The organism is Variovorax sp. HJSM1_2 (assembly GCF_049316285.1).
GTDB lineage: Bacteria > Pseudomonadota > Gammaproteobacteria > Burkholderiales > Burkholderiaceae_C > Rhodoferax_B.
The window spans coordinates 53,829-78,974 of the sequence record NZ_JBMOXA010000011.1 but is presented as its reverse complement, the minus strand read 5'-3'; the positions used below and the strand labels follow the sequence as shown (position 1 = coordinate 78,974).

Annotated in this window: 20 protein-coding genes; 6 read left to right on the top strand and 14 right to left on the bottom strand. The window is 59.3% G+C overall.

Annotation, left to right across the window (positions count from 1 at the left end; translation table 11 throughout):
* Positions 1-43: 43 nt before the first annotated feature.
* Positions 44-952: a c-type cytochrome gene (locus ACFQ95_RS14165; RefSeq protein ID WP_422831934.1), complete on the top strand. Its 909-nt coding sequence runs from the start codon at positions 44-46 to the stop codon at positions 950-952.
* Between the two features lie 6 nt (positions 953-958).
* Here ACFQ95_RS14165 and ACFQ95_RS14160 read toward each other — a convergent pair whose 3' ends face one another.
* From ACFQ95_RS14160 to ACFQ95_RS14135, 6 genes are all read right to left on the bottom strand, one after another.
* Positions 959-2,479: a tripartite tricarboxylate transporter permease gene (locus ACFQ95_RS14160; RefSeq protein WP_422831932.1), complete on the bottom strand. Its 1,521-nt coding sequence runs from the start codon at positions 2,477-2,479 to the stop codon at positions 959-961.
* Between the two features lie 6 nt (positions 2,480-2,485).
* Positions 2,486-2,920, bottom strand: coding sequence for a tripartite tricarboxylate transporter TctB family protein (locus ACFQ95_RS14155; protein WP_422831930.1), 435 nt, complete (start codon positions 2,918-2,920; stop codon positions 2,486-2,488).
* Between the two features lie 208 nt (positions 2,921-3,128).
* Positions 3,129-4,670: a sensor histidine kinase gene (locus ACFQ95_RS14150; protein ID WP_422831929.1), complete on the bottom strand. Its 1,542-nt coding sequence runs from the start codon at positions 4,668-4,670 to the stop codon at positions 3,129-3,131.
* Positions 4,667-5,350: a response regulator gene (locus ACFQ95_RS14145; RefSeq protein ID WP_422831927.1), complete on the bottom strand. Its 684-nt coding sequence runs from the start codon at positions 5,348-5,350 to the stop codon at positions 4,667-4,669. Before ACFQ95_RS14145 ends, ACFQ95_RS14150 begins: the two co-directional genes overlap by 4 nt.
* A 291-nt stretch (positions 5,351-5,641) precedes the next feature.
* Positions 5,642-6,619 carry a Bug family tripartite tricarboxylate transporter substrate binding protein gene (locus ACFQ95_RS14140; protein ID WP_422831925.1) on the bottom strand — a complete coding sequence of 326 codons (978 nt, stop codon included), beginning with the start codon at positions 6,617-6,619 and terminating at the stop codon, positions 5,642-5,644.
* A 46-nt stretch (positions 6,620-6,665) separates the two neighbouring features.
* Positions 6,666-7,754 carry a tartrate dehydrogenase gene (locus ACFQ95_RS14135; protein WP_422831924.1) on the bottom strand — a complete coding sequence of 363 codons (1,089 nt, stop codon included), beginning with the start codon at positions 7,752-7,754 and terminating at the stop codon, positions 6,666-6,668.
* Between the two features lie 111 nt (positions 7,755-7,865).
* Here ACFQ95_RS14135 and ACFQ95_RS14130 point away from each other — a divergent pair, with 111 nt between their 5' ends.
* A complete protein-coding gene (locus ACFQ95_RS14130; RefSeq protein WP_422831923.1) occupies positions 7,866-8,771 on the top strand; it encodes a LysR substrate-binding domain-containing protein in 906 nt (301 codons plus the stop codon).
* A 69-nt stretch (positions 8,772-8,840) separates the two neighbouring features.
* On the opposite strand, the gene ACFQ95_RS14125 is transcribed toward ACFQ95_RS14130, so the two are convergent.
* From ACFQ95_RS14125 to ACFQ95_RS14115, 3 genes are read right to left on the bottom strand one after another with little or no spacing between them, the layout of a single operon-like run.
* On the bottom strand, positions 8,841-10,025 hold the full coding sequence (locus ACFQ95_RS14125; RefSeq protein ID WP_422831922.1) for a cupin: 1,185 nt from the start codon (positions 10,023-10,025) through the stop codon (positions 8,841-8,843).
* A gap of 9 nt (positions 10,026-10,034) precedes the next feature.
* Positions 10,035-11,039 carry a Bug family tripartite tricarboxylate transporter substrate binding protein gene (locus tag ACFQ95_RS14120; RefSeq protein WP_422831921.1) on the bottom strand — a complete coding sequence of 335 codons (1,005 nt, stop codon included), beginning with the start codon at positions 11,037-11,039 and terminating at the stop codon, positions 10,035-10,037.
* A gap of 35 nt (positions 11,040-11,074) precedes the next feature.
* The gene (locus tag ACFQ95_RS14115) at positions 11,075-12,538 is read right to left on the bottom strand and encodes a M20 family metallopeptidase (RefSeq protein ID WP_422831920.1); all 1,464 of its coding nucleotides are present in this window, start codon (positions 12,536-12,538) and stop codon (positions 11,075-11,077) included.
* A 73-nt stretch (positions 12,539-12,611) separates the two neighbouring features.
* Here ACFQ95_RS14115 and ACFQ95_RS14110 point away from each other — a divergent pair, with 73 nt between their 5' ends.
* Entirely contained in the window at positions 12,612-13,529 is a 918-nt protein-coding gene (locus ACFQ95_RS14110; RefSeq protein WP_422831919.1) for a LysR family transcriptional regulator, read from the top strand.
* Between the two features lie 48 nt (positions 13,530-13,577).
* On the opposite strand, the gene ACFQ95_RS14105 is transcribed toward ACFQ95_RS14110, so the two are convergent.
* Together ACFQ95_RS14105 and ACFQ95_RS14100 are read right to left on the bottom strand one after the other, a co-directional pair.
* Entirely contained in the window at positions 13,578-14,261 is a 684-nt protein-coding gene (locus tag ACFQ95_RS14105; protein ID WP_422831917.1) for a PEP-CTERM sorting domain-containing protein, read from the bottom strand.
* 100 nt (positions 14,262-14,361) lie between these two features.
* The gene (locus ACFQ95_RS14100) at positions 14,362-16,029 is read right to left on the bottom strand and encodes an alpha/beta hydrolase (protein ID WP_422831915.1); all 1,668 of its coding nucleotides are present in this window, start codon (positions 16,027-16,029) and stop codon (positions 14,362-14,364) included.
* 235 nt (positions 16,030-16,264) lie between these two features.
* Here ACFQ95_RS14100 and ACFQ95_RS14095 point away from each other — a divergent pair, with 235 nt between their 5' ends.
* The gene (locus tag ACFQ95_RS14095) at positions 16,265-17,029 is read left to right on the top strand and encodes a DeoR/GlpR family DNA-binding transcription regulator (protein WP_422831913.1); all 765 of its coding nucleotides are present in this window, start codon (positions 16,265-16,267) and stop codon (positions 17,027-17,029) included.
* Positions 17,030-17,221: 192 nt separating this feature from the next.
* Here ACFQ95_RS14095 and ACFQ95_RS14090 read toward each other — a convergent pair whose 3' ends face one another.
* Entirely contained in the window at positions 17,222-19,561 is a 2,340-nt protein-coding gene (locus ACFQ95_RS14090; RefSeq protein ID WP_422831911.1) for a glycoside hydrolase family 3 N-terminal domain-containing protein, read from the bottom strand.
* Between the two features lie 367 nt (positions 19,562-19,928).
* Between ACFQ95_RS14090 and ACFQ95_RS14085 the strand changes: the two genes are divergently transcribed.
* Positions 19,929-20,801, top strand: coding sequence for a LysR family transcriptional regulator (locus tag ACFQ95_RS14085; RefSeq protein WP_422831909.1), 873 nt, complete (start codon positions 19,929-19,931; stop codon positions 20,799-20,801).
* A gap of 363 nt (positions 20,802-21,164) precedes the next feature.
* Complete coding sequence (locus ACFQ95_RS14080) at positions 21,165-22,523, top strand: glycoside-pentoside-hexuronide (GPH):cation symporter (protein WP_422831907.1); 1,359 nt, start codon at positions 21,165-21,167, stop codon at positions 22,521-22,523.
* Positions 22,524-23,235: 712 nt separating this feature from the next.
* Here the strand turns inward: ACFQ95_RS14080 and ACFQ95_RS14075 are convergent.
* Together ACFQ95_RS14075 and ACFQ95_RS14070 are read right to left on the bottom strand one after the other, a co-directional pair.
* Complete coding sequence (locus ACFQ95_RS14075) at positions 23,236-24,237, bottom strand: hypothetical protein (RefSeq protein ID WP_422831906.1); 1,002 nt, start codon at positions 24,235-24,237, stop codon at positions 23,236-23,238.
* Between the two features lie 260 nt (positions 24,238-24,497).
* A complete protein-coding gene (locus ACFQ95_RS14070; protein ID WP_422831905.1) occupies positions 24,498-25,145 on the bottom strand; it encodes a hypothetical protein in 648 nt (215 codons plus the stop codon).
* Position 25,146: the final 1 nt, after the last annotated feature.

Genomic DNA, 25,146 nt, shown 5'->3' with positions numbered 1-25,146 from the left:
CCATTCTTGCGCAAGATCCCAAGCTAACAACGTGGAGCGCCGCATGAGCCCGCGCGCCGGCAGGTGGCTCAAGCGCATAGGCCTGGCGCTATTGGTTTTGTTGCTGCTGGCCGCAGGCACAGTCTGGCTGGGCCTGGAGCTGGCGCAGCGCAAGATGCAGCGCCGCATCGACGTGAACGTGCAAGCGGTGGTCCTGAGCGACGACCCCGCGGCCATAGAGCGTGGCCGCTACCTCTACGCCTCGCGCGGCTGTGTGGATTGCCACGGCGCCGACGGCAAGGGCCGGGTGTTTCTCGACGACCCCAATGGCATGAAAATCGTCGGCCCACACATCAGCCCCGGGGCCGGCAGTGTGACAACCAGCTACCGCCCCGAAGACTGGGTGCGCAGCATACGCCACGGCGTGCATCCGCAGGGACGGCCGCTGCTGATCATGCCCAGCGAGGACTACAACCGTTTGACCAATGACGACCTGGCCGCCCTGGTGGCCTGGCTGCGCCACATGCCCGCAAGCGACCAAGGCCTGGTGGGCCTGGTACAGCTTCCGCTGCCGGTGCGGGCGCTGTATGGGTTTGGCATGATTCAAGACGCGGCCGCGAAGATAGACCACAACCTGCCGCCGCAAACTCCCTTGCCGCAGGGCGATACCGTTGCGCATGGCCGGTATGTGGCGAATATGTGCCTGGGCTGCCACGGCCCGCAGCTGGCCGGTGGCCGCGTGCCCGGCGGCCCACCCGATTGGCCACCGGCCTCCAGGCTAGCGCCCGGTGCCGACTCGGCGCTGCAGCGCTACCCCGATGCGGATGCGCTGCTCAAACTCTTCAAAACGGGAAAGCGCCCAGACGGCTCGGCAGTCAAAGTGATGCCATTCGAGTCCTTGGGCGCCATGAGCGAGACCGATGTGCGGGCGCTGCACGCGTACCTGAGTTCGCTGCGCAGCCCCGCCAAGTAGACAACCTTAGCCGGGCACGGCCGCCGCCTCTTCCACCACAGGCGGTGAGCCCTTGCGCATATTTTTCAAGAACAACACGCTTTGCCACACGATGACCAGTGCAATCACGCCCAACAGGGTGCCGCTGATCGGACGCGTGACAAACACCTCAAAGCTGCCACGGCTGAGCAGCATGGTGCGGCGGAAGTTCTCTTCCAGCATGGGGCCCAGGATGAAGCCCAGCATCAGCGGCGCGGCTTCCATGTCCAAACGCAGGAACAGGTAACCAATCAAACCAAACACCGAGGTGGTGAAGATGTCGTCCAGGCTGTTGTTGATACTGAAGGTACCAATGCAGCAGAAGAACAGAATCGCCGGAAACAACACGGTGTAAGGGATCTTGAACACCGACAACCAGTAACGCACCAGTGGCACGTTCAGCACCACCAGGAAGCAGTTGCCCACCCACATGCTGGCGACCAGGCCCCAGAACAAGTCAGGGTGTGTGGCAATCATGTTCGGACCGGGCTGTATGCCCTTGACGATGAAGGCCGCCATCATCAAGGCCATCACGGCGTTTTCCGGAATGCCAATGGCCATCAGCGGGATGAAGCTGGTACGTGCAGCGGCTTCATCGGCAGCCGCTTGACCGGCCACACCTTCAATGCAACCCGTGCCGATTTCGTGTTTGTACTTGCTGAACTTCTTGTCGGCTGCATACGCCGCGAACTGGGCAATGGTGGGGCCGCCGCCGGGCAGGATGCCCAGGATGGAGCCGATCACACTGCCGCGCAGCGCGCTGGGGATGATGCGTTTGAACTCGGGCCAGGTGGGCATGAGTTTGATCTTGCCGTTGAACGGCGTGAGCACGTTTTTGTTGTCGAGGTTCTTCACCACCTCGGCAATACCAAAACAACCCAGCGCAATGCTGATCAAGCCAATGCCATCCATCAGGAAAGGCAGGTCCATGGTGTAGCGCGCCACACCACTGTTCACGTCCGTGCCCACCATGCCCAGCAGCACACCCACCATGGCCATGGCCAGGCCGTTGAGCAGGCTACCAGCACTCACAAAACTCACGCAGAAGAAGCCCAACAGCATCAGTGCGCAATAGTCTGCGGGGCCAAACAGAAAGCCCACCTCGCCCAGTGCGGGAGCCATGGTCGACAACACGATGATGGCCACCGTACCACCAATGAAGCTGGAGATGCCTGCGGTGAACAAGGCCAGGCCGGTCTTGCCTTTGAGCGTCATCTGGTAGCCGTCTATACATGCCACGATGCTGCTGGCGTGCGGAATCTTCATGGTGATGGCACTCACGCTGTCGCCGTATTGCGCCCCGTAGTAGATACCGGCCAACATGATCAGTGCCCCCCCCGTGGGGATGGAATAGGTCAAGGGCAGCAACAGGCTGATGGTCGACAGCGGGCCCAGGCCGGGCAGCAGCCCGATGAGGGTGCCAACCGTGCACCCCAGCGCGCAGTACAACAGGTTTTGCCAGGTCAGTGCGTGCTCAAACCCGAACGCGAGATTGTGTAGAACATCCATGATCGCTCAGCCTCCGTACAGCGGCAAACTCAGGCCGAGGAATTCTTTGAAGGCAAAAGCCACCAGGACCAGGCCAATGCTGATCTTGATGTTGCGCGACACCGAATACGAGGTACCTGCCAGCGTGGAGCAGAACACCAGGTAGACGATGGCCACAATCATGTTGAGGTATTCGGAGATCAGCGCAAAGCCTACCAGGCTGGCCAGAATCACCAGGATGTTTTTCACGCTGTAGTCCAGCGGCACCGGCGCCACAAAGTGCGCGCGCACGGCTTGCAGCAAACCAATCACAAACAAAAAGCAGCTCACCAGCAGCGGGAACATGCCTGGGCCGGAGCGGCTGAGTTCACCGATGGAGTACTTCGTGGCCACCGTGCCGAAAAGCACGGCAATCGCCATGAGGAACAAGCCGCGGACGAAGTTGCGGTTACTGAAATTCATGGCAGGCAGCTCCTGGGCTGCGCCACACGGGGCGTTGTGTTTGAACGGGAAAGGTCCATCCGGGTCTCCAAAAGTATGGGAGCGGATAGTAGAAAGCGAGGCTTCCAAACGGCTTTCGTTTCAGACAGCTAGCCGCAAAATACGTGTTATCACTAACCGATGGATAGGTGTTTTCCGCAGGCGATGAGGCGTCCTTCAGGCAGCGGTATCAAGTCACCAAAGTAAGCTGCAAGGTGGCGCGCAAGCCGCTGGTATTGGCCTCCGCGGTGGCATCGGCCAGGCTGATGTCGCCGCCATTGCGCCTGGCGTAGGCGCGTGCAATCGCCAGGCCAAGGCCCGAACCGCGTGAGCCGGTTCGCGACGATTTGGCCGGGTCGGCTGTGCCTTGCTGAAAGCGTTCAAAAACAACTTCACGCAGCGCCTCGGCAATGCCCGGACCGTTGTCGCTGACCTCGGCCAAAGCCCTGCCTTCGTGGGTGTAAACCTTGACGGTGATACGCCCGCCCACCGGGGTGTAGACGATGGCGTTGTGCACCAGGTTGGCCAGGCTTTCGTGCAGTTCCAGCGCCCGCGCAAGCACCGGCACGGCCATCTCGTCTGGTCGCGCCACACACACATCGGCTTGATCCCGCGCGTCCACCCAGCCGAGGTCCTGCTGTTTCTCGTGCGCCAGGGTCAGGTACTGCAGCACCACTTCTTTGGCGATGTGGTTGAGGTCCACCAGCACCGGTGCATCTACCGGAGCAGCACTGTCATGAGCATCGGCCAGCGACAGCAGCTGTTCACACAAACGCCGGCTGCGCGCAATCTGCGCGACGATGGCGCGCAGGGTCTGCTGCACCTTGTCGGCGTCTTTTTCCCTCAATGCCACGCCGGCCTGGGTCAACATGATGGCCAGTGGCGTGCGCAACTGGTGCGAGGCATCGGCGAGAAACTGCGACTGCTGGTCCAGCAGTTCACGGTAGCGCGCAACGTGCAGGTTGATGGCCGCCACCAGGGGGGCTACCTCATGCGGCACACCACTGGTGTCCAAGGGCTGCAGCTCGTGCCCCTTGCTGTCCAGGACGGATTTGCGCAGCTTCTCCAGGGGATGCAAGGACCAGGTCACCCCCAACCACACCAGCAATATCACCACCAGCAGCATACGTGTGTCGCGCAGCAAGGCCTGCTCTGACGAAGCCGCTTGCACACGGTCGCGCGGCCCGGTGCTTTCGGCCAACTGGACCAGCAAGTCGTAGGGCCGGCCGCGTTGATCGCGCAGTTGGCTCTGCAAGGCCACCACACGCACCGATTGGCCACGGTAATAACTGTCGTACCAAATGGCACCCGAGGGGCCTACGGTGGGCGGTGCTGCGGGTGGCAAGGGCGGCGCAGGCAGATCGGCTTCGCCCAGCAGGATGACTGGATTCGATGCGGCGGCGGGGGGTGAAACCGCTGCACGCTGCGGCGTCACCGCCACATGCCAGAACTTTTGCGGAGCAGCACCCGCATGCGCCACATCCTCCGCTACCGGAGAAACAAACGGCGCCTCCAGCCGAAACGCACCATCGGCCGCCAGCGACACACGGCTGCGCAGCGTGGTGGCCGACTCCAGCATTGATTGATCGTAAGTGTCCTGCACCAGGTTGCGCAGGGCGCGGTAGTCGTTCCAACTGTCCAGAACCAGCAGCCCGAGAATGCCCGGCAGCAGCAGGGTCAGCAGGCGCGCACGGATGCCGAACCGATCGGGATCGGTACGCAGGACTTTCATAGCGGTGTGGCGTCCGCCATGCTCTCCAGCATATAGCCCAGGCCGCGCACGGTGACGATGCGTACATCGCCACCGGCCAGCTTGCGGCGCAGGCGGTGCAGCACCAGCTCAATCGCATCCGGTCCAGCACTGCTGGCCACCGGAAACACCTTGCCGGACAGCAGCGACTTCTCCACCGGCGTTCCACTGCGCGCCAGCAAAACCGACAAGGCCGCACTCTCGCGCGGTGTGAGCTGCAGCAGCTTGCCGCCCAGTGTGAAGGCGCGGCTGTCACTGGCGCAAGACAAGGAACCACATTGCAAGACCGTCTGTACGTTGCCCCGGCTGCGCCGCACCAGCGCCGTCAGGCGCGCTTCCAGCTCTTCGATCTCGAAAGGTTTGGTGAGAAAGTCATCGGCGCCTAGGTTCAGTCCTTTGACACGGTCTTGCAAAGCGCCTTGCGCCGTCAGGATCAACACCGGTGTACGGTTGCCAGCCTTGCGCTGATCGGCCAGCACGGCCAGACCGTGTTTGTCGGGCAGGCGCAGGTCCAGCACCACCACGTCGTAGTTGTTGCCCGCCAGCAGCGATTCGGCCGTGACAGCATCCGGCGCATGGTCTGGCACATAGCCGCTTTGCTTGAAGGCGCGCAACAGCCATGCCGCCATTTCGGCTTCGTCTTCTACCAGTAATAAGCGCATATCAGTTCACGGTCTTCAGAGAGGAAACGCCAGTCATCGCGCGGCGTGGCCCGGGGCACACGCGCTGGATTTTCCGGAGATGGCATCGGCATCACCGGCAAAACCCACGCAAAACGATGGCGAATTCTCGCTCCAGATGCCGAATCGTGTCGATGCATGGCAAAAGCCTGGAAACCTGATCGCGACACTTACCGACCGCAAGCCCATTGCGGCCGGACGCAAGCACACGCTGGGCCGTGGACCGAGGCGGTGCGCGCTGGCAGCGCCATCGCCCCATGAAAGCGATGCTGCTCAGTCTATGACGACGTTGGCGTCTTTCACCAGCTTGGCGTACTTGCTGGTGTCGGCCTTGATCTGCTCGGCCATCTGGGCCGGCGAGTTGCCAACGGGTTCGGCGCCTATGTCGGCCATACGTTTCTGGAAGTCCGGCGACTGGATGATCTTCACCATCTCAGCGTTCAGTTTGGCCACCACATCCCTGGGTGTGCCGGCCGGGGCCAGAATGCCGAACCAGGTGCCTTGGTCAAAACCCTTTAGACCGGACTCTTCAAGGGTGGGCACATCGGGCAAGGTGCTGGAACGTTTGGCCGTTGTCACGGCCAGGGCGCGCAGCTTGCCGCTCTTGATAAACGGCACCACGGGCGTGATGGTGTCGAACGACATGGCCACCTGGCCGCCCAGCAGATCCGTGGTCAGCGGCGCGCTGCCCTTGTAGGGCACGTGCAGCAATTCAATGCCGGTCATCGCCGCGAACTGTGTGCCCACCAGATGCTGCAACGTGCCATTGCCGTTTGAGCCAAAGGCCAGCTTGTCTTTCGCTGTCTTGGCTTCTGCGACCAATCCCTTGACATCGGTGACCGGCGATTTGGCGTTGATCACCAACACATTGGGCACCAGCGCCACGGTGGTGACAGGCGCAAAACTCTTCTCAAAATCGTAGGGCAGTTTTTTGTAGACGCTGGTGGCGATGGCGTGGTGCACCGCACCCATCAGCAAGGTATAACCATCGGGCTTGGCCGTGGCCACATAAGCAGCCCCCAGTGTTGCGCCGGCACCGGGGCGGCTTTCCACGATGACGGGTTGGCCCAGGCCTGCCGACAACTTTTCGGTCAATGCCCGCGCCAACACATCGGAGCTGCCGCCGGGCGGGAATGGCACGACCAAAGTGACCGGCTTGCTGGGGAACTCCTGTGCGCAGGCAAAGGCGGTGGTCAAGCCCAACGCGATGGCCGTCAAGGCCTTGCGTGGGTCGATTGCTTTGCTGTCCATGTCTTGTCTCCTTTTATTTTTTTCAAGCAGCGCTGTAAAGCAACGGCTAGGCAAGCTTGCGCTGCGGCGGCGCGCTCAATTGCTGGCACACAGCCTGCGTCACTTGCGCCGTGGTCGCCTTGCCCCCCAGGTCGCCGGTATGCAGTGCCGGGTTGGCGGTGACACTTTCCACCGCCCGCATGAGCTGTGCTGCGGCTTGCACCTCACCCAGGTGCTCCAGCAGCATGACCACCGACCAGAACGTGCCCACCGGGTTGGCCAGGCCCTTGCCCATGATGTCGAAAGCCGAGCCATGGATGGGCTCAAACATCGAGGGGTAGCGGTGTTCGGGATCGATGTTGCCGGTGGGCGCAATGCCCAGGCTGCCGGCCAGGGCCGCCGCCAGGTCGCTCAGGATATCGGCGTGTAAATTGGTGGCGACTATGGTGTCCAGCGTGGCCGGGCGGTTGACCATGCGCGCCGTGGCGGCGTCGACCAGTTCCTTGTCCCATTTGACGTCGGGGAACTCCTTGGCGATCTGCACCGCGATCTCGTCCCACATCACCATGGCATGGCGTTGCGCATTGCTCTTGGTGACAACGGTCAGCAGCTTGCGTGGACGTGACTGGGCCAGCTTGAAGGCGAAGCGCATGATGCGCTCCACGCCGGCGCGGGTCATCATCGAAACGTCGGTGGCAGCTTCTATGGGGTGGCCTTGGTGGACACGGCCACCCACGCCGGCGTATTCACCCTCGGAGTTTTCCCGCACGATGACCCAGTTCAGGTCGTCCGGGCCGCAACGCTTCAGGGGGCCGTCGATTCCAGGCAGGATGCGTGTGGGGCGCACGTTGGCGTACTGGTCGAAGCCCTGGCAGATTTTCAGGCGCAGGCCCCAGAGGGTGATGTGGTCGGGGATGTGCGGGTCGCCCGCCGAGCCGAACAGTATGGCGTCCTTGTCGCGCAGCGCGTCCAGGCCGTTGTCCGGCATCATCACACCATGGGCGCGGAACCAGTCGCCGCCCCAGCCGAAGTTCTCAAACTCGAACCTGAATTGTGTGCTGGAACGTGCCAGGGCTTCCAGCACCTCCTGGCCCGCCGGTACAACTTCTTTGCCTATGCCATCGCCGGGAATTGTTGCGATGCGGTATGTCTTCATGGAGGGTCTCCGACTGCTGATGGATGGCGTGACTGTAAGGACTCGACACCCTGCGGGGATGCCGCTAAAGTCAATCCAATATTTACTTGAAGTTAACAATGGACCCGCACCATGCCGAATGCCATTCAAGCTGCTGACCTCGGCTTTTTCTCGGCCATTGCCTCTGCCGGAAGTCTGAGCGCTGCCGCACGCGAACTGGGCATTTCAACGCCGGCCGTGAGCAAACACCTGGCCTTGATGGAGTCTCGCGTGGGTGTATCTCTGGTCAGTCGCACCACACGCCGCATGAGCCTGACGCCGGAGGGTGAGGTCTATCTCGAACACGCGCGCCGCATCCTCAGTGAAATCGACGACATGGCGCAATTGATCAGTGGTGCCAAGGCGTCCGCGAAAGGCTTGCTGCGCGTCAACGCAACCCTGGGCTTTGGGCGCATGCATGTCGCCCCCATCCTCTCGAAATTTGTGTCGGCGTTTCCCGATGTGGAAGTGCAACTTCAACTGTCGGTAAACCCGCCGCCCCTCACAGAAGATGCGTTTGACGTCTGCATCCGTTTCGGCGCACCACCGGATGCACGTGTCATCGCCAAACACATCGCGCCCAACCGCAGACTATTGTGCGCCTCGCCGGCGTACATTGCCAAGCGCGGCACACCCAAGGTGCCAAGCGATCTGGTGAAGCACAACTGCATAGGCATTCGCCAGGGCGAAGAAGCCTATGGTGTGTGGCGGCTCACCAGTGGCCGGGGGCGTGCGAGCACCACAGAGGCCGTCAAAACCAGAGGCAATCTCACCACCAATGACGGAGAGGTCGCCGTGAACTGGGCATTGGATGGCCATGGCATTCTGATGCGCGCCGAATGGGATATTGAGCGCCACCTGAAAAGCGGGCGCCTGGTGCAGGTCTTGCCCCAGTGCCACACCCCCGATGCAGACATCTACGCCGTTTACCCGCAACGGCTGCAGAACGCGGGGCGCGTACGTGCGTTGGTCGAGTTCGTCACCCGCTCGTTCAAGTGACGCTGGGCCAGGTAATGGCGGGGCGCCAGGCCCTGCATGGTTTTTTGGCCTCGCGCATCGCCTCAGGGCTCAGTTGACGTCCTCGAGCAAGATCTCGGGCGAACCCGGCAACATCACCTCGAGCATTTCCAGGTCGGGCGATGCCGCCAAGGCGTAGGGCATCTGGCCTGGAATCGTGATGCTGTCGTCTTTGTTGAGCGTATAACTTGCCGCGCCTTGTGTGACGGTGAGGCTGCCGCTGAGCACGAAGTAAAAACAGAACTCGGTCGCGTGGCTTTGCACCACCGCGGGCCTGGCCCCGGTCACCCGCACCAGACGCACGGCGGCCAGGCCATCGGTAGCAGCTTCAATGCCGGTGTTCTGCGCCTCAAAACCCTTGAGGCGCCAGTCCGTCCATGCGGCCTCGGCTTTGATGTGGCGCGTAAAGCGCTGGCCGCCAAACAAATGTTCGGGCGGCAGCGGCGCACTTGGCAAAGGCAAGTCGTGGTCGGCCATGGTGATGTGTTCGGCGGGGCTGCCAATCTCCACCACCTCGGCACCGGCCGAGCTTTCCAGCACGCGGTGGCGAATGGTCGGCGGCTGCAGCACACAGTCGCCCGCGTTCAAGATGAAGGGCTCACCCTGGCCTTCGTAGACCACACGCACCCAGCCCTTGCGGCAGAAGATCATCTGAAAGCGCACCTTGTGGAAGTGCACGTAGTCGGGCACCGGGCCGCCTTCCAGAATGGCGATGTGTGAGGCGATGAAGGCGCCGCCATGGCGGTCCGGCAGCAGGTCGCGGTACCGCAGGCCGGCGCGGCCCACGCTCCATTCGGCATCACCATCCATGGTGCTGAGCACCAAGGCCTGGCGCGTGGTGGGCGACTTCATCGGCGGATCGACATGGGCCAGGCGAATCTTCACGCCGTTGGGCGCCAGCAGTTCGCGCTGGCCGCCAGCGGCCAGGTCGGGGGCTGTGCACAGCAGGTGCAGGGTTTGCACACCCTGGGTCACATGCACAGACAGATACAGCGACAGGCCGTAGCCCGAGACGATGGCGGTGGCGGGCGCGTCCGCCGGAAAGATGGCGTCTATCCTGAAGCCCAGTTGGTTGACAAAATAGTTCAGGCTGGGCACCAGCTCGGGGCAATACATGGGCACCAGCGCCGACTTGAACTGCGTGGTGTCGATCACGTTGTCGGGCATGGTGTTGATGGCGGTCTGCGCCTGCTCCAGGTGCTCTGCGCTCGGGCTTGTTAAAACGGCTTCGGTCACGTCTGTCTCCTATTGGGCTGTCGTCGGAATCTTGGCTTTCTGGGCGATGGCTTTGAACTTGGCGGTCTGCGACTTCACCAGCGTCGTCATGGCCTCGGGGCCTGCGGCATTGATCTCCAGGAACATGGCGGCCATGCGCTCCTTGACATCCGGCTGGGCCAGGATGTCCTGCACCTCTTTGTTCAGCCGGGTGGTGATGGCGGGCGGCGTGCCGGTCGGCGCCAGCAGGCAATAAAAGGCTTCAATCGACGCGGCCGCCAGCCCCAGCTCGCCCATGCCCGGCGCTTCGGGGTAGAAAGGGGTGCGGTTTTCGCCGTTGAGCGACAACACGCGCAACTTGCCCGACTTGATGTGTGCGCTGGCCGCCGACAGGGTCTCAAACCCCAGGTCAACTTCTCCGCGCAGCAAGGCCAGCAAAGCTTCTGATGCACCCTTGAACGGAATCGGCTCCAGCTCAATGCCCGCCGCGTTGGACAACATCTCGCCCGCCAAGTGCGGCGCACTACCGGCGCCATAGGTCGAATAACGCAAGTCTTTGGGATGCGCCTTAGCGGCGGTGATGAAGTCGGTCAGCTTGTGGAACGGCTTGGCCGATGAAGTCACCAACACCACGGGCGCGCTCACCAGTTGGGTGATGGGCACCAAGTCTTTGTTGACATCAAACGGCAGGTTGTTGCGCAGCGCCGGCAACACCGCCAAGCTGCCACCGCCGGTGACCAGCAGGGTGTAGCCGTCGGGCGCAGCCTTGGCGACCATGTCGACGCCGATGATGGTGGATCCACCGGGCTTGTTATCGACCACCACGGCTTGGCCCAGGCGCCGGCCCAGATGCTCGGCAATGATGCGCGCACTGGCGTCAGTGGCGCCACCCGGCGGAAACGGCACGATGAACTTGAGCGGCTTGCCGGGCCAGCTGTCGGCGACAGCCGCCAGGGGTGTGGCAAAGCTTGCGGACACGACCGCAGCAGTGGCGAGAGTGTGTAGAAACCGACGGCGCGGGAGGGTGTTTTTCATGGTACGGGGTGTTGCTGTCGTGGGGGATTGGAGAGTCATGCGTGCGGCGTGGCCCACGGCGCCGTGTTGGGCGCCGCAGCCGACGCAGAAGCTTGTGCGCCGAGGTCCCAGAACAAGCCGGCCATCATCAGCAAACCTTCCTTGGCCACCGAGCCGAGTATGTGTTCGTTGGGCGCATGCTGGGCGCAGGCCGGGTAGGAATGCGGAATCCACAGCGTGGCCTGGCCCAGGATTTCGGCGAACGCATCGTTGGGCAGAGAGCCCGCCAGGTTGGGCAACAGCGTGGGGGTTTTGCCGGTGGACTGCTGTAGCGAAGCGAGCGTCCACGCCACCCACGGGCTTTGCAGCGACAGGCGCGTGGCGGGTGTGGCGGCGGTCACCGTCACCACCACGTCTTCAAAACCATGGGCATCCAGATGCGCGCGCACGGTGGACTCAAGGTTTTGCCAATCGGTGCCGGGCACAAAACGCAGTTGGCAATGCGCCGTGGCCTGGTAGGGAATGGCGCCCACGGGCCGTTCGATGGAGCCCGCGCCCAGGGCCAACACCTCCAGCGTGTTCCAGGCGTGCAGGCGCTCGGAGGCGCTGAGTTCGCTGCGGCCCCAGGCCGGGTCGGTGGCGGGATCGTCTTCGCCCGTGCCCACGTCCACGCCAGCCAAGGCGGCGCGGATGTCGTCGCTGATGGGTGGCGGCTGCAAACCTTCAACCAACATGGCGCCGCGTGGGCCCACCATGCAGCTCACGGCGTTGGCGATTACTACCGCCGGATTGGTCAACACCCCACCCCAGTTGCCGGAGTGAAAGGCACGGTCGCGGCTTTTGAGGTGCAGGCTGAAATTGACGATGCCACGCGAGCCTAGAAACACCGTGGGTTGTGCGGCGTGTACCCGTGGGCCATCGCTGGCAATGAACACATCGGCGCGCAGGCGCTCTTGCTCTTGTGCGCAGAGTTCGCGCAGGCCGGGGCTGCCGACCTCTTCGCCCATCTCCAGCAGCACCGTGACGTTGTAGCCCAGGCGGCCGCCTTGTGCTTGACGCGCCTGGATCACGTGCGCCAGCGCGGCCAGGTTGATGGTGTGTTGACCTTTGTTGTCGGCCGTGCCACGGCCATACCAGCGGTCGCCTTCCAGCGTGAGCGCCCAGGGTTGCAGACCTGCACGCCATTGCGCATCCTGGCCACGCACCACGTCACCATGGCCGTAGGTCAGCATGGTGGGCAAAGCGGCGTCTTCAATCCGCCGTGCAATCAACACCGGCAGCATGCCGGGCAGCGGGTTGGCGATCACTTCACAGTGGAAATCCAAATCTTGCAGGTAGGGCGTGATGTTGTCCTGCAGGTAGGCCGTCAACACATCTTCAGCACATTCTTCGCTGGCGGTGGGGTGCCGGACACGGGCGGCCAACAGCCTGGCGTAATGGCCGTTATCAAACCAGGCGGCGACGGTTTGCAGTAGTGTTTCCCTGCTGGGGGCAGTGTTGGTTTGGGTAGGGCTTGTCATGGAACTGAAATCTATTCGAGCGCATGACTATTTACAATTAGAGAATTTAAAATCGTAAATTGCCATAAAAGCAATGACTGCACCAATCCAAAGCATCATGTTTGACACGGCGGCACGCTACTTCCTGGAAGTGGCGCGCACTGGCTCTATCACCCTGGCGGCAGAACAACTGCATGTGGCCAGCTCGGCCATCAGCCGGCAGATTTCAAAGCTGGAAGACACCGTGGGCTGCGCGCTATTCGAGCGGCGTGCACGCGGCATGGTGTTGAGCAGCGCCGGCGAGCGTCTCGCGGCCTATGTGCGCAGCAGCGCACTGGAGGGCGAACGGGTGCTGGAAGAGTTGCGCGACCCGGCCCGGCAAGCCCAGCGGCAAATCAAGATTGCCAGCACCGATGGCTTTGCCTGCGGCTTTTTATCGGAGGTGATGCTGAGCTTTAGACAACAGCACCCCGAGTGCTCGTTGTCGCTGTGGGTGGGATCGCCCGAAAGTGTCAGTGGCCAGGTGTCGCGTGGCGATGTCGACGTGGGGCTGAAGTTTTCGCTTGCACCAGAACGAGGCGTGCGTGTCGAACACCAGCAAAACTCGCCCGTCATGGCCGTGATGAGTGCACAACATGCACTGGCCAGACACAAACGTCTTTCGCTCAAACAGATCACGCAACACACGCTGGGCCTTCCGGTGCAGGGCAGCACGTTGCGGCAGTTGCTCGACATGAAGTTTCAGGCCGAAGGTCTGCGCCTCAACAGTTCATACTCGGGCAATCTGGCCACACTGCTGCCGCTCACACTGCAGGGCGAGACCCTGTTGTTCACTTCGGTGATCAGTGTGTCGGTCTTGCTGACCTCGGGCCAGCTTGTGGCCGTGCCCATTCCCGAGCTGGATTTTCAGCAACGCTCGGTGCAGGTGCTGACCCACGACAGCGAGGCGCCCGCGCCGCTGCAGCAAGCGTTTGTGAAACACTTGGTGGCGGCGGTGGTAGACCACGGTTAGAACCCCCTCTGGAGATTCCACCGCGGCGAGGTCCGACGCAAAGAGTTGTCAACAGCCTGGCTTGGGCATACCTCTGAAGCCTCGGCCGGCCACTAAGCCTCCACGCGAGAGAAGAACAACAGCCAGCAGGCCCAACAAGGTAAGCGCCCAAGTCGACGGTTCGGGCACATGCCCGTAGAAACTGACTTGCGCAAAGTTCTGCCCCCACTGGCCTGCGTCACTGGTGCCGATGTCACTCACCAAGATGAGGTCAAGTGTCGTGACACCGCCCAGGGGAATGAACGAACCGAAATCAAAGCTCACGTTGTCCGTGAAAACATCATTGAACAGTGTCGTGGTCGCGCCGCCTAGTGTGTTCGTAATGGTAACGAAAACACTGCCGTAAGCGCTGGCGTCACCGAAGATGGATGACAGCGTGAGGAAGTCAAAGTGCAAGGAAACCCAACCGCTGTCGGTAAAGGAGCCGATGAACTGAGATTGTCCCGTTGCAAAAGCGGGCCCAGCGGCGCTGTCGACCTCCGCGGTGGTGGTGAGCAGCCCTGCAGTCCCTAGGCCACTGGACGCTGCAAAGTCGTTGTTGCCAACCACCGCAGCCGAAGCTAAAGCAGGCAACGTTGCTGGCGGGCTGCTGGCGGTTTGGTAGTCCGCCTGACCGTCGGCCACCGCGACCGCACTGGTGGTGTATTGGGTGTTGGTGAACACCAGCGGCCCCGCTTGGGCGTGGATGGCCACGGCCGATAAGAACGCGATCAGAAGTCTTTTGGACACTTGAGATTCCCCTTCGAAATTGGACTGCGTGGGCGGCCGTACCGCGCGCCCACGCGATAGTTGATTAGCGGATGACCGTTACCGTCGTACTGGCTTGAACCAACCCAAAATTGCCGCTGCCCGCGAGGGTTGCCGTTGCATTGACGGGCACGTTTGAGCCAGAAGGCAGCCCGCTCAGCGTCGCCTTATTGAAGGTGGCAACATAGGTAGCGCCGTTCGCAGAGCGGGCGAGAGACACTGGCGAAACGCCGCTCAGCTTCACATCGCGCACCGTCCAACCGGAAAGGCTGTAGCCTGACGCGGCGCCAATGACCACCTGTACCACGCCAGTGGTGGTGCGCAGGTTCAATGCCGAGGGCAACACGTTCAACGTCAGCTCGGGCGTACAAGCTCCATTCACCAAGGAAGGGTCGCTTGGGCTGGTGCAGGACGGCAACTTCCACAGGTACTCCTTGGCAAATTTAGCAAACATGAGTTGCCAGAATTCCCAGTCATGGCCGCCAGGAATTTCGGTGAACTCATGTCGAATACCGTTGGCAGCCAAGGTGCTGTGCATGGCGCGGCCACCGAAGACGTAGTCCCACTTGCCCAGGCCAATGTGCACGTTGGTCGTGGCCTTGTACTGCGAGATCAGATCGATTTGCTGGGCGTTCGGCGTGATGCCGTTGCTCCAGATGCCGAATTGCGAGAAAACGTCTGGGTGGTTGAGGTAGAAGTTCGCCGTGGTACCGGCACCGGCACTCAGGCCGGCATAGCCGCGTCCGGCACGGTTCTTCGACACGTTGTAACGCGATTCGATGAACGGCAGGATGTAGTTGAGCACGTCGGGCTCGATCCGCGCAAAGCTGTGACCCCAGTCCTGGTAGTTCACCGACACCGCTACAAACGGCTCGTGTCCCTGTTGAACCAGGTTATCCACGATTTTGGGCAGTGCACCTTCGTTCATCCAACGCATCTCGTTGCCGAACTGGTCACCCGAGTTGCCCATGTTGATGTACAGCACGTTGTACGGTGTGGCACGCTTTGCGTCATAGCCGTAGGGCAAATAGACCGTCATCCCACGGTCCGTGCCATTCGAGGCGGGGTAGGTGATGGTCTGCACAACCCCCGTCTTCCCATCCGTACGGGGCAGTTCGAGGCTACGGTCACGGTACTCGCCCGTACCTTGCTTGGCGGCGTTATAGGGCACATAAACCAGACTGGACAGACTGCGCAGGCCGGTCGCGGTGTTCACGAGCGCCGGGTTGGCAGGATCATCGAGCCGCGCTGTCGTGATGCCGTTCTTGGTGATCTCGAAGTTGTAAACGAACGCACCGCTCGACAAATCTGCGGTGGTGACCCAGTCCTCAGTGCCCGCGACCTTGGTCAACTCGACGGCATACCGGGAGCTTCCCGATCCGCCGCCTGGCCAGTAGGTCGTCTTGTAGTCTCCGGGGAGATGTCCATACGCGGCCTTGAAATCAGGCGACAGATTGTTCAAGTTCATGCCGTTGCTGCCACCGGTGTACTGCGGGGCTTGCTCGTCCCACAGCATGAAGGTGTCGCTGTACAGCATGACTCTCGTCACGGTCGGGTCGGCCCGGTAGACGAACGTCGCGGTGTATCCGGTTTTGGAGTTTTCGTTAGCGGTCACGGTGACGCCCGGCGTGTATCCGGGTGTCGCCGCGTAGGCGTTCACACTAGACCCGACTAACAGCGCACTGAGCGCCATCGATGCAAAAGCTCGTTTCATTGAAGTCCCTTTCTTGGTTTGGACGATGTGCCCTGGTCGTACAACCTGACCAGTGATTCAAGAGTTCTCTCGAAAAGCGCGCTGCGACGTTCTAGGCTTGATTGTTTTTGATCGTTTCAGATCATTTGTTATCGTTATCGCGCGTTTCGATGCAATGTACTGGCACCTTGTGTTCCGACAACACCGGGTATGCCCTCTCGCGGTTTACCCTTGTAGGACAGTACGCTTCACACCCATGACATTGAACCCGCGACAGTCCGAGCTGCTTGATGAAGTGCGTGCGCAGGGATCGGTCATGGTGGAAGACCTAGCTGACCGACTGGGCGTCACATTGCAGACCGTTCGACGCGACGTAAAACTGTTATCTGAGAACGGCCACCTTGATCGCTTCCACGGTGGCGTCCGCGTACCAACTTCAACCACCGAGAACATCACCTACCAGTTGCGCCATCAGCTCAACGCGCAGGCGAAGCAACGCATCGCCCGCAGGATTGCGCAGGATGTTCCGCATGGGTGTTCGTTGATCCTGGACATCGGCACCACGACGGAAGCGGTGGCGCGTGAACTGTTGCGCCACAAGGGCCTGCGAGTCATCACCAACAACCTGAACGTCGCCGCAATCCTCTGCGACAACCCCGACTGCGAAATCATCGTCGCGGGCGGTGTGTTGCGCGCACGTGACCGTGGCATCGTGGGTGAGGCCACGGTCGACTTCATTGCGCAGTTCAAAGTCGACATCGGCCTCATTGGCATTTCGTCGATCGAGTCTGATGGCACTTTGCGCGATTTTGACTACCGCGAAGTCACTGTCGCACGGGCCATCATCGAGCACTCGCGAGAGGTCTGGTTGGCAGCAGACCACAGTAAGTTTGGTCGACCAGCTATGGTGGAGCTAGCGCGCCTTGAGCACATTGACCGGCTCTACACTGACAAGCCGCCCCCAGCTAACTATGAGAGACTATTGGCCGATGCAGGCGTGACGTGCTTCATGGCGACCTGATGCCGCGTCACCAATCGACAAACTAGCAGCAACGTCAACCGCTCACATGGAGAGGTTAAGGGCGACAGGCTTATGTCGATGTCTCTAAGCTAAACCAAGTTAGTGCCGTACGGCGTGCCTTCGAGAAAAGGATCGGTCGCGCGCTTGCTGCGCGACCGAGGCCCTCACAATGCTTCCGTCCCAGGCGGGATCTTACTTGCCGTAGCTCAACCCGAATCCGAATTTGTACTCGCTGCCTTGTGCATCTTTGTAGGCATAGGCGAAGTTTTCGTAGTGACCCGGCAGGTCTGACGCGTTTTTGGTCAGGGCACTCTGCCCGGCCGGAATCGACATTGGCAATCTGCCGGTGGGGTTGAAGTTTCCCTTGATCACGTCGAGCAAGGCGTCGACTGTGATGTCATAAGTCGCCACGACCGCCGAGGCGTTCGGCTCGATCCCGTCGAGCAGGAACGGGTTGCCCATATTGATCATCATCACCGACTTGGTGTTCGCCTGGATCGTCTTGATTCGCGCCAGCCCGCCCTCGTCAATCGTAAAGTCGTTGATGCCGATTTCCTGGTGCGAGCGAGTCAGTCCGCTCGCCAGCGGAGATGGCGGCTCCGCGCATGCAACATAGGACGGCGAGCTGGCGTTACTGCATAGAGTGGTATTGGTGGGCGTGACCATCAGGAATGCGACAGTCGCTTGCGCATAGTCATTCACGAAAGTGGCATTTGGATAGACGGCTCGCAGCTTGGCTATCAAGCTCGTCGTCAGCGAGCTTTTCGCAGCGCCTTTTGCAAAGCCCTCGGCGTAGATCTTGACTCCAGCATCCGCATTCTTGAGCGGCAGCACGCCAGTGTTCTTCAGTAGCACCACGGACTTGTGCTGGGCCTCAAGCGCCTTGGCTGCATCTGCATTGGCGACCGAAGTGGCATAGGCTTCGTCTACATAGCGCGCTTCGAACAGGCCCAGGCGGAACATCTCCTTGAGCAGGCGGCGCGTGGAATCATTGATCTGGTCGATGCTGACCAGCCCTTGGTCAAGCGCGGCGCGGATGTCTTTGTGTGCGACGGCCTCAAACACGCCGTTGCGGTACTCGCCGGTACCAACCGAAACCAGATTAACGCCAGCATTGATCGCTTTCGCTTCACGCTGAATAGAGGTCAGTGTTTCAGTACCAAATGGCTCGCCTTCATCGAGCATGATGCGGCTATCGGTGTTGATAACACCGTTAAAACCCATACCCTTGCGCAGGTAGGCTAACAACTTGTCGTTGAAACCAGCGCCGACCTCTTCAAACTGCTGTGTCGGCGAGTACCAGAAATCCTTGGGTAGTTGCTCCACCGACCCAGCATTTCTGGGAACCTGATAGTAGGCCATGATCGCACTGGTACCTGCATCCACGGCTGACTGGAAAGGTTTCAGGTGATAACCCAGGCTCTTGGGAGACGAATAGACGGCGTACATCCCCTCCTTGCCGTGAGAGTCGATACCGTTGGGAGCAATGCCATTGCCGGGGAAGTGTTTGGTTGTCATCGCGACGCCCATGCGCGCCGTTATCTTGCCCGACGAGACCTTGATCGGCGACTGGAAGCCCTCGATGAGCTGGGTCTGGATTTCGGAGACGAAATCAGGATCATCACCAAAGGTTCCGTTAACGCGTGTCCAGCGAGGCTCCGTCGCCAGGTCTGCTTGGTACATGTAGCCCTTGCGCATCCCGCCGGCCACCCACTCATTCACGGTCAGTTTGGCGAAATTGCGGATCAGGTCTTGCTGGCCGTTAGCCGTCTTATCGCCCAATGCCGCAGCGGCCATACCCAGCGTACCCGGCCAGTTGCCGGATGATTCTGAAAAGCCTAGACCGGCGGCCGCATGGTCACGCGGGTTGGAGATGATCACAACCGGAATACCCAGTGCCGACGCTTCGGCGATCTCCTGCACCTGGTTCGACCAGCGTGCCATCGTGCCTGGCGCGGGGCTCGCATCGCGCGTCACGATGTATCGGGTGTTGTATTCATTGATGAGAGTAGAGGTCGCCACGCCAACCGCCAATCCGCCATACAGCGCGAAGCCTGTTTCACAGACCAGATCGCGATTGCCAAGCATGGGGGTTGAGGTCGGGCAAACCGCAGCGGGTCCCGTGCCCGCACGCATGTAGCCATTGTCCACCGCCATCAGGCCGACCTTCTGATCGACGCTCATGCGCGCCAGCAGGTCCTCCGTGCGTTCGTTGACGGACTTGCGATAGTCCTCATACGGATCAATGATGCCATTGCCATTGAGATCCTTGAAGCTCAGATCTCCTACCTTGAGAATTAGCTTGCCGGTCACGTGCGTCTGGCTGTCGGCGACGATCTGCGCTGATACGGAAGCCATATCTCCGCTGGCATACAGTGATTGGCCATCCAGCTTGGCTGGATCTACGTATCCTGCAACGACACCGGACGCGATTCCTTCTCCCCCACCTCCGCCGCAGGCTGTCATGAACGTAGCGCCGACAATCGCCATTGAAACCGCATAAACGCCATTTTTCTTCTTGAATACTTGCACAGTTGACTCCTCCAACCCCAAGGGGCATTGATCAGGTATCCGCGCGGCACAGACGTCCATGCCAATCCACCCTGCCGTGAACCTGAGAGGGCCGACCGCGAATCCGCCTGAATTTATTCGGGTTCGGATGGCGGGGTCTAATGCCGTTTTTACATGTCTCCATGACATCCGAATTTCTCCCGAGAGATGCGGGGCAACTCGAGCCATTTGGCTCGTTCCTCGCGGCACTGGTCAGGTGCTATGCGCCCCCGCAGCCCGAGCCCATCGCGACAAAATTTCTAGACGCGTGGGGTAGTCCCCTATTGAGCAGCGGCATCCGATACGCAACAGTGCCGGCCCGTACGAACCCGAGAGCCAGAAGTTTGAGATGGATACACGCTTACTGAAATTTTTCATGGTCGTCGCTGAGGAAGGCAACCTCGGGCGCGCGACACATCGCCTGCATATCACGCAGCCGGCCCTGACACGGAAAATCCAATCCCTGGAAGAGCATTTTGGAACTCCCCTTTTTACGCGCACGACTTCCGGGATGGTGCTCACCTCAGCCGGGGAGGCATTGGCTCAGCGCGCCGGGAACATCCTGTCCGAACTGGAACTCGCAAAATCAGAGGCGCTGCGCGCCGAGACGGAAACACCGTTGCGGATGGACATAGGCGTTTACGGCACCGCTATCTTCAATATCGTTCCGGAGATCATCGAGAGGTTTTGTTCCCGCCATCCGAAGGTACAGCTTGCACTGCACAACACACCCAAGAGTCAACAGATCGAGTTGCTGCGGCAGGGAAAGATCGAAATTGCCTTTGACCGATTCTTTCCGGAGGAGCCAGGCCTGACACGGCTAACGGTGTGCAAGGAACCACCGTTCGTTGTGCTGCACGCCAATCATCCCTTGGCACAGAAACGCTCGCTGTCTCTTGCAGAGTTGTCCGCAGACGTATTCATCGGAACCAATGCCAATGTCTCCGACGCGGACTGGGAGAAGATGTTCGGCTTCATTCCCAACTTTGGGCAAAAAGTTGATGACATCCTGACTGCAGTTTCCATGGTGCGATGCGGCTTCGGCGTGACGCTAGCCCCACCGTCCCTGAAAGTGCTGCAGATTCCCAACGTGGTGTACAAACGCCTGGCGGGGTCGCCCGGCTTCAACTTCGAGTTGCATTGCCTGTACCGTGAGAGTGGATCTTCGTCGCTCCTGGATGCCATGCTGGAAACCGTGCGTGAATATAGCGCCGAACACTAATATGGTGAGTTAGAAGTTCATTGCACTATTCTTGAGGGCCAAGGTCTCTCGTGTACACGCGTGTAGCTCGTGTACTTGACGAGCCAGTCATGAGTGAAAGACCCGAAACGAGACTGGTGTTGACGGGCACCAACCGTGAGGAGATCAAGCTCCCGACGTTGCGGCGCAAAACGTCTCAGGCCTTTGCACTGCGAGCGCGCATCGTGCTGACCTGTGCCGACGGGACTGTCGCAGACGGTCGTCTCGCGCATCTGGTGCGCCTAGGGCTAGCAACCGCATCCCAGCATTGAGAGGTTTTGTCTTCAAACTTCTAACTCACCACACTAGATGCTGCCGGCGCCCCTCCTCAAATAAACAGAAAACATGAAACAAGCATCCGAAAAAACCTATCTGAGCTGGTCTCACATTGCGGGCTACGGACTAGGCGATTTTGCAAACAATCTCGTCTTCAGTCTGGGGGCACTCTTCCTGCTCAACTATTACACGGATGTCGTCGGCTTCAGCTTGGCCGTAGCAGGTTCGCTCATCTTGCTGACTCGTGGATTCAGCGCATTCACCGACGTGGTCGCCGGGCGTACGATCGATCGGCTTTCGCCGCGACTCGGGCGATTTCGGCCCTTTCTGCTGTGGGGGGCGATCCCCCTTATGCTGGCAAATGTAGCCATCTTTTCCGTTCCGCCGGATTGGGCATACGGAGCGAAGCTTGCGTATGCGGTAATCAGTTGCGGCCTGCTTGTCACGGCATACTCCTTCGTGAACATCCCGTACGGAGCACTGGCCTCCGTCATGACGCAGGCCCCACACGAGCGTGCCCTGCTAGGCGTCTCCCGCACGGCGATGTCCTTAATCCCGGGTGTTGCGCTGGCCGTCCTTCTTAAGCCACTTCTGGGTGAAACGCAAGATAAGCACGCAGGCATTACTCATCTCGTCCTGTACATATCCGTGATCGGAGTATTTCTATACATGGCTTGCTTCAAGCTCACACGCGAAACCGTCGTTCGCGATACCCCGAGCCCCAGCACGCGCGAAAGCATTCGCTGCATACTCACGAACAAACCATTGATCACATTGTGTGCGACCACCTTCTTAACTCTTGCAGGTGCGTTTTCGATGGCCTCGTCGCTGATCTACTTCACCAAGTACGTCCTGCGCGACCTCTCTCAATTCGTGGTCATTATCGGCGTCACAACGATTCTCGGCACCCTTGTTTCAGGTCTGCTTACACCATTTATGGTCAAGAAACTCGGCAAGAAGACCACCTGCCTATCTGGGCTCGCTCTGACCTCAGTCGGTCATGGCGGCCTGTTCCTGTTCTCGTCGTCGGACATGGCTCAGTTGTACTTGCCCCTGGCCCTCATCGGCTGCGGACAGATGATGGTGGGCATGACCACCTGGGCACTCGCTGCGGATACTGTCGAATACGGTGAATGGCGTTCCAGCATTCGCATCGAGGGGCTGACCTACTCGGTCTTTTCTTGCGCCAGGAAGGCAGGACAAGCGTTGGGTGGTGCGCTGCCGGCATTTCTGCTCGGCTTCACCGGCTACGCACCCAATGTCGTTGCGCAAAGTGACCGGGCGCTTCTTGGCATTCAGGTCAGCGTCTCTTTGCTTCCTGCACTCGCATACCTGTTGGCGTTTCTTGTGATGCTCTGCTACCCCTTGGACGATCGGCGTTTCATGCAGATCCTCCAAGAAATTAAAACCTCTCGCGAAGCTGATTAAGTCTTTATAGTCAATGAGCCTTCGGGCTAGGATGAGTTTGAGGACGGCCGCGCTACAGATCGAAAATTGCGCTGCAAACCGCAAATACTCAACTTGCTCGCCATGACCGGTATCGACTTCACAGCAGTCGTTCCCGCGAATTTGGCCAAAGTCGGTAATCAGCCTGAAGCAGCCCACCAGCGTGTGCTCAGCCCCTCTTGATGGCGAACTAGCCGGCGAGAAAGTCGCCTAGCAGAGCCATCCCGCGCCCTAGTTCAACTAGGGCGAACCAGATCGAGTAAATTTGTTCAGAACTATTTTCTCTAAGCGACCTTGAATGAACCAAAAAAATTCAGAACTCTATTCTTCCATTCAGAACTTTATTACGTTGAACCAAGACCTGGTAAAACGGAAGAAAGTTCTGAACAGAATTTGCAAGATTTCAGTCTAGAGCGAAGTTCAAATTTTTCTGTTTAGAAGTGGAATAGTTCTGAATTCCGGCCCGGCAGCACGGCATCTTGATTTAAAGACAATAAAAAAGTCCTGAACAAGCAAGAAACGCGTTTGGCTGACGTACTTTTGCACATGCTAGGAGACCACAAGTGGCGCCCTGACTAAAGCGGCCATCTGTCGCAAATCTCCTCTCACTAACAACAGCGTGTCGCCCAATTTTCTCTAACGGATTCAGCACAAAATGCTGAATCGAAACCAGCTTCACTCCGTCTGCAATTCGTCATTCTCTAAGCGAACTTACATGCACGAGAGCTCGATTCAGCCGGCGCACCGTGGTCCTCTTGATCTCTGCCAACAGTTGATCTTTGGTTGTGGATCGAATGACTGGTGGGGCCGTCGGTAGGCTCATGGAGTCCAGTGTGACTCTTTTGAACGCCGCCTCGAAGACAACGGGGTGCGGAAGCTCAAACTGAACATCGGCAGGCCCAGAGTAGAGCCGGAGACAAGAAACAACGTTTCTTATCGATGCCGAGACCAGTAGAAGTGAGGCGGCTACGGCACTCGCGTCCCAATTCACCGCGCATTCAATTGACTGACGACTCCTGCTTCCGTTGCGGTCATTGGCGAACTTCTTGATCACACGGAAAGAGCCGCCCCACTTGCTGCTTCCAAGAGCCATCATGTTTTCTTTTTGCTGGGGGAAATTATCTGAGGCATCCAATCCGATCTCTACAGAAAATCCACCATGCGCAACGCGGAAGCCATGCTTCAAGCTGTTGTATTCGTCGATCGACGACTGTTGCGTGTGGTTTAGCGCGAGCAACTCCCATAACTTAGCAAACGAAGCGACCGCCTCTTCCACGGCATCCGTTCGCGGTGCACTACAGCGAAGAATTTCCCGAGAAATATTCGACCATGACAGCATGCGAATCCGCCTGTTTAGCATCAACAGATCATCACCCTGCTGGATCCTGTTGAGCACCGTGCGCAGTTCACTTGTGGAGCATTGAGCAACCCAGGCATGTGGACAGTTCTCGGCCTGGAGAAGAGCTCCTATCAAGAGGAAAAGCGTCTCCGCACCGTGAAAGAGTGCTAAGCGCAGACTTGTTGCCGCTCGCATTCCATGATCAGGATCCTCTAGATCGGGCGCTGATCGTTGCGCGATGTACGAAAAGTAACCGTGGTCGATAGACTTTAAGAAAGAAGTAGCCGCATGTTTGATGTCACTTTCCCAAAGGCAATACGGCTCGTCGCAGATCGCATAGATTACGTTTGTTCGCATGGATTCCTAATCTTAGGTTCAACCTTCCGCCAGCGGAAAGCGATCCCCGCGTGAGACATTCGATCGTGAGCGACCAGCAGTGCTTGGCGTCCTCGTCAAAGCACTTATGGCCCGCCCGAATGGGAAGCGGCAAATCCTGAGTTGTACCGACAGTTGCCGTGGTACGAAGCCCGCGAGGAATTCAAGAAGAGTGGGAGCTTGCCGGTGCGGCTAACCAGTGCAACCGCTACATACAAAAGGGGCTACCTGGAGGACGGTAATCAACGTCTAATTGAGTATGAATGGCGAACCACTTTAATGCCGGAAGCTGTCGGGCTAAGAGTCACGAATTCATTAACTGGTCCGGTATTTTCAAAATTTGAAACAAAGTTATATTTCACCGCCTGAGGATAATCTGCTTGAGGGTCTGGCTGTATGCTTGTTAAAACGCGACCACGCGATTTTCCGTATTTTACGTATTCTTGTTTGTATGTTTTTATGAATAGGTCCAATGGGTATGTCGATGTGTCCCCGGCTAGTTCCCAGGCCTCATTGTATTTTCCCGAGTCTAGTGCTGTGAACCATTGTTTGATAACAATGTCAAACTGAACGCTGCTTTCGACTCTGTTGGAGTTGGGTAATAGGATATCGCCCGCTTGAAGCTTTTGGGATACAGATTCTCCAAGTTTGATAGGGGCATGCCTGTTTAGCAACTCTACTGCCCATTCACGCAGTTGCTGATCGTCCTCTTTCTTTGGTTCTTTTAAAATCGATACAGCAAGTTGAACATAGTCTCTACTGACGGTTTGTGATGCGAGTTGCTGTTGAATTAACCAGCCAAATAAAGCAACAAGCAGTGGTACGGCAACTGATCCAACAATCTTAGAGGCTTGTTCCACTTGATCAAGGATCGTCTTGTTGTTCTGCATA

What these genes read in the sequence shown, in the direction of transcription:
- ACFQ95_RS14165 (WP_422831934.1), top strand. Translation starts at nt 44, where the DNA reads ATGAGCCCGCGCGCCGGCAGGTGGCTCAAGCGCATAGGCCTGGCGCTA.
- ACFQ95_RS14130 (WP_422831923.1), top strand. Translation starts at nt 7,866, where the DNA reads ATGCCGAATGCCATTCAAGCTGCTGACCTCGGCTTTTTCTCGGCCATT.
- ACFQ95_RS14160 (WP_422831932.1), bottom strand. Translation starts at nt 2,479, where the DNA reads ATGGATGTTCTACACAATCTCGCGTTCGGGTTTGAGCACGCACTGACC.
- ACFQ95_RS14110 (WP_422831919.1), top strand. Translation starts at nt 12,612, where the DNA reads ATGACTGCACCAATCCAAAGCATCATGTTTGACACGGCGGCACGCTAC.
- ACFQ95_RS14100 (WP_422831915.1), bottom strand. Translation starts at nt 16,029, where the DNA reads ATGAAACGAGCTTTTGCATCGATGGCGCTCAGTGCGCTGTTAGTCGGG.
- ACFQ95_RS14115 (WP_422831920.1), bottom strand. Translation starts at nt 12,538, where the DNA reads ATGACAAGCCCTACCCAAACCAACACTGCCCCCAGCAGGGAAACACTA.
- ACFQ95_RS14080 (WP_422831907.1), top strand. Translation starts at nt 21,165, where the DNA reads ATGAAACAAGCATCCGAAAAAACCTATCTGAGCTGGTCTCACATTGCG.
- ACFQ95_RS14085 (WP_422831909.1), top strand. Translation starts at nt 19,929, where the DNA reads ATGGATACACGCTTACTGAAATTTTTCATGGTCGTCGCTGAGGAAGGC.
- ACFQ95_RS14075 (WP_422831906.1), bottom strand. Translation starts at nt 24,237, where the DNA reads ATGCGAACAAACGTAATCTATGCGATCTGCGACGAGCCGTATTGCCTT.
- ACFQ95_RS14150 (WP_422831929.1), bottom strand. Translation starts at nt 4,670, where the DNA reads ATGAAAGTCCTGCGTACCGATCCCGATCGGTTCGGCATCCGTGCGCGC.
- ACFQ95_RS14140 (WP_422831925.1), bottom strand. Translation starts at nt 6,619, where the DNA reads ATGGACAGCAAAGCAATCGACCCACGCAAGGCCTTGACGGCCATCGCG.
- ACFQ95_RS14070 (WP_422831905.1), bottom strand. Translation starts at nt 25,145, where the DNA reads ATGCAGAACAACAAGACGATCCTTGATCAAGTGGAACAAGCCTCTAAG.
- ACFQ95_RS14095 (WP_422831913.1), top strand. Translation starts at nt 16,265, where the DNA reads ATGACATTGAACCCGCGACAGTCCGAGCTGCTTGATGAAGTGCGTGCG.
- ACFQ95_RS14120 (WP_422831921.1), bottom strand. Translation starts at nt 11,039, where the DNA reads ATGAAAAACACCCTCCCGCGCCGTCGGTTTCTACACACTCTCGCCACT.
- ACFQ95_RS14135 (WP_422831924.1), bottom strand. Translation starts at nt 7,754, where the DNA reads ATGAAGACATACCGCATCGCAACAATTCCCGGCGATGGCATAGGCAAA.
- ACFQ95_RS14145 (WP_422831927.1), bottom strand. Translation starts at nt 5,350, where the DNA reads ATGCGCTTATTACTGGTAGAAGACGAAGCCGAAATGGCGGCATGGCTG.
- ACFQ95_RS14155 (WP_422831930.1), bottom strand. Translation starts at nt 2,920, where the DNA reads ATGAATTTCAGTAACCGCAACTTCGTCCGCGGCTTGTTCCTCATGGCG.